At 32.3% G+C, this 13,110-nt stretch carries 7 protein-coding genes; all 7 read left to right on the forward strand.

From position 1 onward, the window contains the following. Nucleotides 1–464: 464 nt before the first annotated feature. The 7 genes from KEM10_RS12670 (at nucleotide 465) to KEM10_RS12700 (ending at nucleotide 13,076) form a co-directional block, all read left to right on the forward strand. The gene (locus KEM10_RS12670) at nucleotides 465–1,433 is read left to right on the forward strand and encodes a serine protease family protein (protein ID WP_212216381.1); all 969 of its coding nucleotides are present in this window, start codon (nucleotides 465–467) and stop codon (nucleotides 1,431–1,433) included. Then, the gene (locus KEM10_RS12675; RefSeq protein ID WP_212216382.1) at nucleotides 1,430–3,712 is read left to right on the forward strand and encodes a coiled-coil domain-containing protein; all 2,283 of its coding nucleotides are present in this window, start codon (nucleotides 1,430–1,432) and stop codon (nucleotides 3,710–3,712) included. The genes KEM10_RS12670 and KEM10_RS12675 overlap by 4 nt, the downstream gene beginning before the upstream one ends. After that, the gene (locus tag KEM10_RS12680; RefSeq protein ID WP_212216383.1) at nucleotides 3,709–4,722 is read left to right on the forward strand and encodes a hypothetical protein; all 1,014 of its coding nucleotides are present in this window, start codon (nucleotides 3,709–3,711) and stop codon (nucleotides 4,720–4,722) included. Before KEM10_RS12675 ends, KEM10_RS12680 begins: the two co-directional genes overlap by 4 nt. Before the next feature lie 528 nt (nucleotides 4,723–5,250). Beyond that, nucleotides 5,251–5,979 carry a hypothetical protein gene (locus KEM10_RS12685; protein WP_212216384.1) on the forward strand — a complete coding sequence of 243 codons (729 nt, stop codon included), beginning with the start codon at nucleotides 5,251–5,253 and terminating at the stop codon, nucleotides 5,977–5,979. Between the two features lie 257 nt (nucleotides 5,980–6,236). Beyond that, nucleotides 6,237–9,086, forward strand: coding sequence for a hypothetical protein (locus KEM10_RS12690; protein WP_212216385.1), 2,850 nt, complete (start codon nucleotides 6,237–6,239; stop codon nucleotides 9,084–9,086). Beyond that, nucleotides 9,083–10,117 carry a hypothetical protein gene (locus KEM10_RS12695; protein WP_212216386.1) on the forward strand — a complete coding sequence of 345 codons (1,035 nt, stop codon included), beginning with the start codon at nucleotides 9,083–9,085 and terminating at the stop codon, nucleotides 10,115–10,117. The genes KEM10_RS12690 and KEM10_RS12695 overlap by 4 nt, the downstream gene beginning before the upstream one ends. Nucleotides 10,118–10,190: 73 nt before the next feature. Continuing rightward, the gene (locus KEM10_RS12700) at nucleotides 10,191–13,076 is read left to right on the forward strand and encodes a hypothetical protein (protein ID WP_212216387.1); all 2,886 of its coding nucleotides are present in this window, start codon (nucleotides 10,191–10,193) and stop codon (nucleotides 13,074–13,076) included. Nucleotides 13,077–13,110 lie beyond the last annotated feature (34 nt).

Raw genomic sequence — 13,110 nt, forward strand, 5'->3', positions numbered from 1 at the left:
GTTATTACCATTGTTTCTGATTATGACCGAAACAAGAGTGGACATAATAAAACGTTTAAGTGAAGTGATAATAATTTAAACGTGACACTCTACTTACTAACAACCTGACTTAAATATTTTCACATAAACTTAATCCCTTCCCCCCTTGCTAATAAACTGCAGAATTGATGTAGCATAAAACCACATACCATCCAAAATTTCAACCCTGACTGCAAAAGCCATATGTTTTTAAGAGTAAATTAAGTGGTAAAAGTTTTAGCCTTCTATATTTGACAATATTATATATTTATAATAATTTGCTTATTATAAAACGCTTTTAAAGTTATTATTAGGCTAGACTTCAATACATAAATTAAGTATCTCATTACCTGCTATTAATCGGTTGATTGTGTTATAACTAATATTACACGACATACAGTCATAGAGTGTAATATCGATTACGAATCAAAACAATAAGTATTAATATGGCTTTTGAAGATTTAACAGATGAGCAGCAATTAGCGCTACTAGAGGAACTACAAGCTGCTAAAGAAGATGATTGGAAAAAAACATTCTCGAACTATAGCGGCAATGTGGGTATTGGACTAAAAAGACGAGGTCGCCAAAAAGACGCCAGTCAAGGAGAACCTTTGTGCCTGGTGTTTCAGGTTCGCACAAAAAAGAGTAACTTAAAACAGCCTATCCCCCCACACATCAACTACAAGGGTTACCAAATTCCTACAGATGTTGTGATAGAGAAAGCAGTAAAGCCTTTTGGTTATCGCTATGGCGATAGAATATGTAGACAGGGCTATAGCTCTACATATGGTTCAGCCGGGGCCCTAGTTAGCATGGACTTTGGCAGTGAAGGTGGCGTACAGGTATTTCTGATGTCTTGTTTTCATGTTCTGTTTTCGAACTACTTTAAACTCGAGAACCGGAATAAACCGGATTTTAGGGTTAAGTATTATGGCAACAACGAAGCTAAAATAATTAATTTAGACCAACAAGGGTTGCAACTCTCTCAGAAGGGCTTTGGTGAGTTAAGCCAACAAGTAGACATTGCGTTTGCTAAAGTGTTACAGAACGACTATAGCCTATACCAAAATATTATTTTCTCAAGGGAACGGCGTTTGAATGCCGAAGATCTCAGGTCCGAAAAACTATTGTACACATATGGGGCCAAATCGAAAGAATTGCGTTATGGAAAAGTATGTGTGCTTAACAACAGCCGGAACATTGGCTATTATTTTGAGGGCAGCCGCAAACAAATATTAATACGTCACCTTATTTACACCACTCCCATCTCATCACCCGGCGACTCTGGTACAGCTGTGTATACCGCTGAAGGCGACTTAGTGGGTATTATTATTGCCGGTGGAGCATCATACTCCTATGTTCTGCCTCTGCATATGATTAAATCAAGATTTAACCTAAATATAAATGTAATATGAAGCACTTATTAACATTACTGTTTGTTGCCAATGGCCTGTTACTTTACGGACAACAAATTTACATTTCACAAGTCGAAGACGAGAAGTACTTTGTTGAGTTTTACAGCGTGGAAGACCTCCAAAAGGAGATGGTTATAGTATATGGTAAAACTGTAAAAACAGAATTAAAAGGTAGAGTAGGTAAACTAATTTATAAAGATGAAAATAAAGAAGAGAAAGAGGCTGAATTTAAGATTACAGAAGATGATAAGTTAAAAATATCCCTTGAGCCTAATGAGCTTAAGGCAATAGACGATTTTACATTACAACTAAACGATGTAAAGTTAGAAGTAATATCCAGCCCACCCAAAGTCACTTTTATAGCCAAGCCTTTAACACTACAATTAGATAAGGAATTCGAGCCTAAGAGTGGTAAAGAGGTTGTATTTGAAATACAAAAAGACCTTAAGAACCCCACAGATATAGAATGGACAAAATATAAGGTTGAATTTAAAAAAGGAGGTGACATAATAAGTACTCCAATCTATCAGAGGGCATGTCCGCATTTTATATACTTGGAAAAAAGTGAGACCATTAAGGATATTACATCGTATGAGCTTTTTATAAATGACAAAAAGGTTAAAGGACAGAAGGAAGATACTGCAGCGGAAACTATAATTCTTGAATCCTTAAACTTAAAATATCCTGAAGTCAAAGTAAAAACCAGATTTGATACAACCCTATTGGCAGATACAAGTAATAATTTTCGCATTAAAAAATTGAAAGATGATGAGGTGATTCTTGTTTATGACTTTTATAAAAAAATGCAGGGCTGGTATATTGTACAATGTAAGAATAGTGAGGATGATATTGATATCAAACCACTTAATAGCAATACAGAAAAACTATTATCAAAGAAGAACCTGTCTATACGTGTTGTTAATGTAAATCGCCATGTCTTTAATGTTGATTTATTAAGCGAAGGCCATACCAATACGACCCCGATGCCCCTCTTGTTTAAAAACTTCGCTTACCCAGATTCCAACAGTACATGGATAAGTAACCTTAGTAGTAAGATTAGCTTTTTAAAAACTGTGAAAGAGCAACAGACTGAGGAGGCTACTGCTCAAGCGAGTAAAACAACATACTATGATGAATATTATCAACAGCTCTACGATTTTTACATCTACCTTACTTATATTCAAGCTGAGTTAATTAAAAGTCAAGATCCTTATGGAGCTACAATTTACAATCCGAAGGTTACTGAAATCGTTTTTCAGGAAGCATCTGAAGCAGCCTTAATCATACGACACAATGGAGGCCTATTGCAAAATGACTTGATAAAAAAAGCAACGATAAAAGCGACTATTGAAGCCCAACTAAATGAAAATAAATTATTAAAAAAATACTTAGCAGATAAAAACAAGTATGAAGAGGAGAAAAAATCAATAGAAGCAAAAAAAGGTGAAACTAAAGTAGTTAAGACTAAAATAGAAGAGATAGAAAAGCTGATTAACAAATTAAAAGTAAAAACAGTATTGGGCAACGATGAGCAAAAAAAATTACAGAATAAACTTGATAGTTTAAATAATGACCTGAAACATCAGGAAGCCCTAGCAACCTTAATAGGCTCGTTGCCAACACAGGAAGAATTGTTGAATTATCAGATGGCCCTTAATCTGCAAGGGAATAACGAGTACCGACGCACGAACATTCAGTTACGCAATATTGATTTTCTGGAACTTAAAGTAGGTATTGAAGCCAGGGATGAATTCCCCCAGCATGCTCAATTTAATATTGAAGAAAACAGCAGAAAGCTCATCGTCAAAAATTCCAATCGGTTCTCATTTAGTCAAGGGTTTTTTGCAGGGGGGCTCAGCCAACCTAACTTCACCTACAAATGGCATGCAGTAACAGATGGCGGGAACACGAAATTCCAGCTGTTTCAATCGGGGTACGAGCCAAGTCCGTTCGGAGTAGTTGCTTTGGCCAACTATAGTTTTTTTGACTGGCTATCGTTTTCATCGGGGCCGGCCGTTAGTGTGGAAGAGGAACCACAATTTCATTTTATCTTAGGATTGAGCCTGACACTTTCGGACAATAAATCGCGCTTAATACACCTGAGCTGTGGCGCAAACATCTACCAGTCTCAACAAATATCACCCTATTGGAAGGGCATTTACGACAATAACACTTTGTTTGATACAGCCCCTATAGATAACATTTATTACGATGAAATAAGAGCCAGCTTATCCTTTGCATTAACATATACTTTCTTTAAAAAACAACGAACAAAATGAGTAAGAAAAGCACTTATACAGCACTGATCCTTCTTCTGGTAATCATTTCTATTCTATGGGGATGTAAAGAAGGTTTTGACACACCGGACTACGCTTATGAAGCGAATGCTTATGCCACATTTAGTTTTTCCAAATCCAGCCTATTTATTGATAGTACTGATTTTGTAGTTGTGACGCTCTCGCTGCCAAGTTCGCTTTTTGGAGATACCTTGGTATTAGAAGCCGGCAATTGGGGTCTGTTTACTGATAAAAAGCGCAGTAAAAAATTGATTGTGAATGCCAATGAAATGCAATATATTTTGTTTGCGAATGCAGCGGGCGATGGTATTGTAAGCTTAAAACATGATGGTTTTCTTTTTCAAAAGGGTCTTCAACTAAAAACTGTTGGTCAATCGTTGTATTACAACATTACCACCAATTCTACGTTTATTGCTGATAACCATAGCTATGGGCAAATTAAACTAAGTAATGAACATGGCGACTTTATGGGTGATGAAATTATTATTGAATGCAATAATGCTATGTTTTTAAATGGATTAAGTAAAGATACAGCAATGGTACGCCCCGATGGTACCTGCGAGTTTTATATAAAAGCCAGGGAATTTGGCAAAAAAGAACTTAGCATTTCCAACACTACGAGCTATAGCTATTCTCAATATATTGAATTTACACCGGCCTATCCTGAATATATTCGTATTGAATTAGACACCAATCTAATTCAGTATCCTCAAACTATACATGTAAAAGCGATGTGTACACGGTCCTTGGGTGAAGTGTCAGAAGGTATATATATTAACTTTAGCGACAGTAGTGATCTACCCAATGGCATGTCAATTGGCAGTTTCAATAATATCACTCGTGTGAATAATGAAGGTATTGCCTCCAGCATATATGAGCTAACTTATACCGACACCTTCACCTATGTGACTATTGAGGCATCAGTCACCCCGCTTGAACAAAGTGCTACAAGAGTAGCAGGCTACAAAACAATTTACCACAACAGTGATTAAGGTTCTATAATCATGCGTACACTTCATATTTAATGAATGACCTTGGAGCAACCTCTAAGGTATTGATTTACATATGTTGCGCAAATATTTTCATTTCCGACCCTTGGGTCGGGAAATAAAATCACAATTGATTTAATTATACAAGATAATAACAACCAGTAATCCATTAAAACTCACTAACGACCACCGCAAGCTATTTGCCATTGATTTAATAAAGCGGGATGATATGTCATTAAGAGAAATTGCAGGAATTATTAGTGTCAGTCATGAAACAATTCGCAAATGGTCCAAAGATGCAATTTGACAATTGACAGTTGCCACTTCGTTACAATAGATATAATACACACATAACATGCAACTTAGATCAGCTCTTGCAATTTCATTTTATCAACCTGAAATAACAAGAACAAAATACGACTTGACATAGCCACCCCTCAATATTAATTACCAATAAGCTAATAACGTGAACATTACCCCAAAAATCACTCCAAACCAACCGTCAACTGTCAACCCACAATCAATACTATCATGAAGAAACAATGTATGCTATGCTCCACTGAAGTTGACACTAAACGAACAGATGCTAATTATTGCTCTGAAAAGTGCCGAAGCAAAGCCAATTATCTAATACGCATGAAAAAAGCAAACGGTGAATATTCACCAGTTAATTTACCAGATAATTCATCGCATAACGAACCAATTAAAGGCGTTAAAAACAAGAAAATTGAGGTGAATGGTACCCTACAAATTGATGAAATATGCCAAATGATTACCAATACAGAACGAACAATTGCTAATAATTGCGCAGAAAACACAGCTTTAAAAGCCCAAATAACTGAACTTTCTGCGCAAAAATCGCGCTTTTGCTCGAAGATTTTCGAAATAAAGGAGATAAAAACAAAAAAACTTGAGGCAATATTACAGTTATCCGATGCCGACCTATATAACACCTACCTAAACGGTGAATATAAGAAAGCGGTTAAAATAAATAATACGCTGGCAGATTTTAAACTAATCACACCTCACAAACTGTCGTTGGAATCATCCAGCAATTTAGTTTTTAAAATCAACCAGTACCGATTAAAAGTTAAAAACTTGATAATTGCGCATAATTCAGAAGTTTCAAAACTGAATCAGCAAATTTTGGACACTGAGAGCTCTATAAAAAACCTTAATAAAAGTATAGATGAAAACAATGCTTCTATCCGTTTTAATCAAACCAGGATTATGCGCTTAGAACAACTATTAAGTGGGTAATGATTGCAGAAACAAAAAACATAATGGTAAAAAATATAAGTTAGAAAAGGGGGTTTCCTATGGATTCCCTCTTTTTTCTTGATATTAATTACAATTGAAATCATATATTTGAGTATGAACATAAGACATAAATAAAAGACAGTCCATGATAGTTGCAGAGCTATCTCAGGATTATAAAGACACCTTATTTCGTATATCCATGTCATGAATAATGCCGTGTCAATGGCTCTAGCGAACTTAAACAAGTATGAAAATAAATGCAACTACCCTCTACATACACAACACAAGAAAAGCTGAAATCTTTAAGTGAAAGATTAGGTTACTTAGCGAGAGATAAAAAAAACGCCTACATCAACTACGTTGATACTAACATAAAATCAGAAAACCTTCGTTACAACATTTCGCTTACTTTATCTCACATCATACTTAAATTAAAGTTTATAGACCGTAGTAAAAGTGTATTTGAACAAATTATTAATGAATACAACAAAAACAATAAAACGACATTAACTTTTGATGATTTTGAAAAGATTGGATGGGTAAGAATAGTTTCTGAAGACGTTGTTTTACCTAGACTGATTAGCAGTTTTTTATGGCAAGTTGGCTATTACGAAAAAGAAGGAAAACCAATAGAAATTCCTGAAGACAAAACAGACTTTGTTCGGTGTCTAAAGATATATTACGAACGCTGTTTTAAAGATGCAAAATTAACAATTGCACAATCAGAATTAGAGAATGTATTAAATGAATTTGCTTCTAAAGATGTTACTATAGAATTTTTAAAAGAACGAAGAATAGTAAGCTTTGATGAAGAAAACAATATTTATAACTGGAACTCTGGAAGCGATTACACTAAACATTTAAGAAATGAAATAGCTGCTACTCTTTGGTTATTGATAAGTGGAGATAATCCTGCCCTAAAAGAATTTAAAAGGTATTTTAAACTAACAGATAGTACTGGAATTTGGATTGATAATTTAAATGGTTACCTAAGCCTCAGTAATACAACGAAAATTAATGAACTTGCTGTTGAATTTCTAAATTCAGAAAGTGATTTGTTGCAGTCCGATGATGAGTTTAGAAAGATATGGCTTGATTCAGAGAGTTTCCGCCACGTTCAGATTACAGATGAAATTCCTGTTGTTCAATTTAATTACGACAACACTTACGATTTTATTGAAAGCGTAAATTATTATAAGTTTAAATACCAAGATGCTTTTGACTATCAAAAAACACGTAGTTTTTGTTATTCCTTACTTAGAATTATTGTTAATAATGAGTCGAAGCACCAGCAACCATTTAAAAACTCTCTATGGATTCTTAAAGACACGAGAATGCCATATTTAGTTTGGACTTTATATAGTGAAATTCCAAAACATTACCCTTTCCTTATTCCTTATCTACTCACTGATTCAGAATTAATCCCTATTGCTTTTAAATTAATTGATAAGATTGAAATTGATGATGATTTTTTAAAAGAAATATCAAGTAACAACGAAAGAAAGGAGGAGGAACATTTTGAATTTGTAAATCAAATATGGCTTGAATTATTTGATTATACATTAGAGCAATTTTCGTCTTTTCACTCTAATGACGATGAAAAGGGGAAAGTAATTGCAAAAGTTCTAATTGATTTGGTAAGTAATGTATTTAAGCACAACGCTTATAATCGCAATAACAATATAAGGCACAACGCATTAAGAAAACGATATAATGATGCGCTGAAATTATTACGCAACAAAAGAATAAAACAATTCAATGTTTATCCAAGGCCATTATTCAATCCGAGAATAATAGTTTCTCTATTGCCACACATTTTTGATTATCTCAAAACCAAATTGTTATCAAATTACCCACAACACACGGGAACTTTAAATTTAAAATCAGGTCTTCTTGATTTGTCAATTGAGATTTTGAGACTTGGAAAAATGAGTTTTGCAGAAGGCGAAATTTCTAATGAACAAAACGAAAAACTAACAGAAACAACAATAGAGTTATCCACTTCTATCGAGGAGTATTTAAAAATGTTTTACTTCCAAAAGGAAGTTGAAATTCTAGACTTTAATGGAAAAACAGAAAAAAAGAAAGCTCATAGAGGGATAGGTGAATTTGGTTTTGAGATAATTGATTGGGGGTTTTTATTTCTTCTTTTTGAAAAAAATGGAAGCTTTGAAAGTTTCAATAATAAATTATTGGCATCGCTTGAGTTCAAAACGGATGCAGATAAATATGATGACCAAAACAAAGAGCAGTATGAAAAAATCAAACTCTACTTAAAATCATTGATGCTTGGCTTTATATCTATCAATCAAACGAAGAGTCTGTATCAATTTAATGGAATGCCAGTTAAAGATGTGGTCGACAAACTTGAAAAATGGATACGTGAACTTTCTTTGCTTTACTCTATTGATGATTTACCCAACAAGAGAATTGACGCATTTAATGAGGTGTTGAGTGTATTTGGATATGACATGTATTATCAACATTTGACTTCTTTGTTATACAAAAGCATAAACTATTTTCGAGGTACAACTGCAAACGAGTTTGTAAAAACCTATTGTGAATCAAATAATGACATTAGGCAAATGCTTACAGCAATCAATATTTTAGACTCAATAGAGCAACGAAAAATTATTTCTGAAAGAATTGACAACTTAAAAGTTGAAGAATACATTTTAAAGGTATTTTCTGTTACAGAACTTCAAGATGCACTTATTGAAGCTATAAACTCTGAAAGCCATTGGGAAAGATTCACAAAACCACTATTAGATAAAATACAAGCCCATTTTAAAAGAGTCAAACATCATGATGATAATAGTGAAAAACTTCTGTTTGAAGTAAATCTACTTTTGGCATTCAAAGAAAAAGATTTCACTAAACTTAATGCTATTAACGTTCCTCAAAAACCTTATGTATATCAAGAGAGAGACAATGAAATGCAACGAGTAAAACAATTTTATATAGCGTTGTTCAAATTATATAATGACCAAAACTATGATGATGCAATCAAATTGCTTAATTCCCTTCGGACAGAATCCCCAAAAAACATCAGATATGCATTCCATTTATATCAAGCAAAAACTTTAAAAGCAATTAATGTAGAATGAATACAGAGTTATTAAATATAGCATATCAAGATTGGGAAACCTTTGTTGAAAGCCTTTCTGATGATGAAAAGAAAGGATTAGTTGGATTGAATGATGCAATTGAACGAAATAAACTATACTATTTTGCAACAATAGGAGATGCGAAAAGATTTGACCAAATTATAAATACGCTTTCGAAAAACTTTCTATATGATATTGAAACAATTCCATTCGTATATAGATTCTATATTGAAAGAGATTTGCACGGAATTGCCATTGATTACATACAAAAATCAAAAGAGTATTTAACACAATCCAAAGTTTCAATTCCAAGCGAAATTCAAAGAATAATTGACGAATCAATTACAGTTGAAGCTTTAAATAGTATTCAAAAAAGTTTAATAGCAATTAAAAGTATCAGAGCAAAAGATATTCCGCATACAACCCCTATTGATATAAACGATAAAAGAAATTTGAATGAGTTTGTGTTGCACGAGATTGTTCTAGCATCCAAAGTTTTGATTGATAAAATTCAAAGTGTAAAACAAATTACACATGAAAATAGATTTAACGATTTATTTCTTGCAGCTCTTCGGCTTAGATTTGAAATTTGGAATTGGAGCATTAGTGATCAACCAAGAAAAGGGAGTTCATCAACTGGTAAAGATGCTGGAGAATTAGACCTAGTAATAGAAAAAGGTAACACTGCATTTGCCTTATTAGAGGCTTTAAATTTATCAGGAAAAGACCAAACTAAAACGGAAGAGCATGTATTGAAATCGTTTGGCTACGCCAAAAACCTTGAGAGGTACTATATGATTATTTACTTCAGAGGGACATCATCCACATTTGATAGAACTTGGAGTTCATACAAGGAAGATGTAGCTGCTTGTCCATTTCCCGAAAATTTCACATTTAATACAACAAAAAAATTTGAAGATATGGCAAATAAGTTTGACGATATAAATCATCTTAGAATTGCAAAAACAATTCACGGAACAAATGTGGAGATGTTTCATATAATGATTGACTTGTCAGAGGATGCAACTTAAACAATGACACAAACAAAAGTGATATAATAAAAGCAGTACAATCAATAATCCACATAGGTAATAGCATGATACAATGAGAGGCAACCCAATATTTACAGATAATTTTCTATCGCATTACATTTCAGAATTTAGATTTTCTTCTGTTTCTGATATAAGAGGAATATCGATTATTATTAAAAATCTTGTTCAAGAATTAGAATCTGGGAAACTTGAAGCACTTAAAGAGGAAGAAATAAAATCACGGTTCATTACTCAATTTTTCGGAGACGTATTGGGATTTAATTATGGCAATTCGAATGAATGGCTATTGCGAGAAGAAAAGAAATCAATCATTGATGGGAAAAAATCTGATGGTGCTTTAGGATACTTTTATAAAGAAGGTAATAATGACGATGTCAGAGCAGTTATTGAATTTAAAGATGCGAAAACAGAGATTGATTCAAAACAAAACAGAAGAGGTGAGCAGACGCCTGTAGAGCAGGGTTTTTCTTATGCTCCAACAATGGGAGGAAATTGTAAATGGGTTATTGTATCAAACATTAAGGAAACTAGATTTTATGTTTCAACTGACAGCTCAAAATATCAATCTTTTTTTCTTAAAGATTTAGTTAATGAAGGTAAATTAAAAGAGTTGCTGTTTCTATTTCACAAAGATAGGTTTATTAAGAAAGATGGTAATTCACAGACTGATCTTTTACTAGAAAAAACAAAATTACTTTCTGAGAAACAAGATTTGCCAATTCATATTATCGATAGGTTATATAATTGCATTCATAAATTTGAAGGTTTAGGTTTTGTTGACCCCAACTACATAGCAACTCTTTTTCCTTTCAATATTTTAGATGAGCATGTTTGGCAATATTATAACCGTAACTTGTTTACGATAAATCCAGACATTTATAATCTTTTAATGGAAATTGAAATTGAAGATAGTGAACTGGTAATTTCTGAATCCTTAAAAGATGATATTTCAACTTTAAATGTAATTGATGCAATAAATAAACTTGAATCTATATTTAGATTCCTTAATCATTGTATGATTTATGAAATAAGTGCTGTAAAGGATTATAAACAAATTGAAGCACAAAATTCAAGAACAATTGGCTTTAGTAAAAGGCATAGGTTTCATTTTAAAGAAAGAGAGGAAGGAATAACAAAAAGAATTAGCCTAATAGAAACCAAACAATGTGATTGCTTAAGTTGTAACTATAGAAGCTTAAATTTTAATAAGTTACTTAAAAAACTAAAAGCTGGTTTAGGCAACGAAAATTTCAACACGCCAGAATATGCATTTGGAAATTATTTAGTTGCCTCAAATAATTACAAGGATGCTTATAACGTTTTAAAAGTCATAGAAAAAGAAACAAAAGGAAGGGAATCTAAAGAAATTGAGTTCTTTCTCTGCAAGCTAAATATCAAATACTTGCACAATCTTATAAATGATTATCAATATTCTGATAGTGCGGAGATTTTAAATAATATAAAATCAATTGACTTAGATAGAGTCATTTATAATGAAATTGAATTCAGTGTTGATACGGAAGTTAAAAACTACTTAATTAGAATAAAAGAGGACAAGTTAATTTATAAACTACAAGATGAAATTGAGGAGGTTGTATTTCAAATAGAAAAACTTAAAAGCCTTTATGACAATGGAGGCATGCAACACTCCGGGCCAAACTTACCCCTTAATTTATCACTGGCATATTTCTCTCTTTATTTTCATGTAAATAGAAACTTTATCTTTTATGATGTTTTTAATAGGTATAAATCCCTAACAGAAAAAGTTTTTAAAGGACTTGTCATTAGTTATAATACAAAAGAAGTAGGGATAACTGAATTCAATGAGTTTTTTCTAACAGAAGCAATACTTCATATTAGCCCCAAAGACTTACAGAGTGTTTTAAAAGATAATAAAGAATTAAAATCTAGCAATGATTGTATAAATAGCCTAATACAAAAGCTAAATAATTTTACGACATCATATTTGAATGATGGTATATTTAATGACACTTTTAAAAGTTCGTTGATTGAAGAATATTTAACTAATTATGGATTTAGAGATAATTATACAAATATCTTCTCAAATCTATTCACCATTCTAAGAAGGTTAGATATTGATAAGGAGCAATTCGGTAATTCAATACAACCACTAATTAAGTTCATAAAAATTGAAACAGAATTAGCATGGTTTGATTTAAAACAATTCTCGATTTTTCTTACTGTTAAAGGTTATTTATTTGCATATGAAGAACTGATGGCTATTTTAAAGATTGCCATTGACAGAGATGATTTTAATAATACTAAATACACGGATTTGATAGAAACTACTTCAATTGTGATAGGAGAGTTTTATCCTAATGATAAAATCGAGAATACAAAACTAGTTCAAACTGCAATTTTAAAAAGTAGCTCTGATGATGGTAAACGGGCAAATTACTCTCACCTATTACATTTAATCAAGATATGTAATAAAAAATGCAAATCAATATTAATTGAAGCGATAGAAAATGAGCTAAATAACAATTTTAATAGTGATTTTTATTTTGACTTACTTCTTAAGTCAGATTATAAATACAATTCAAAAGGATACTTCCAAAAATATTGTGATTATATAAATCAACACAAAGGAAATGGCGTATACAAATATGGGACTCTAAAGCTTACTGATGTCCTATTCATCAGGTTAGCAAGTTTAATCTATAAATTCAACATTGACTTTGAAATTGACGAATTAAAAGGATTTACTAATCTTAATGACTTCGAGAAGTGGCTTTTAAATCCTAATACATTCAATTATAAAAACTTTAACGCGGAATGGCTTTTAGACTGCAATAACCCTATGTTTCTAAATAGATTGAAAGGAAATAAAAATATTTCTAATGCACTTGATATAAAACTGAAGAATTCATTTAATTCTGAATTAGCAATTATCAAATACAAATATTTTGAGAATTAATCTGGTTAATTTACTAAAACACATCTATTAGCCT

The organism is Carboxylicivirga linearis (genome assembly GCF_018271995.1).
Taxonomy (GTDB): Bacteria; Bacteroidota; Bacteroidia; order Bacteroidales; family Marinilabiliaceae; genus Carboxylicivirga; species Carboxylicivirga linearis.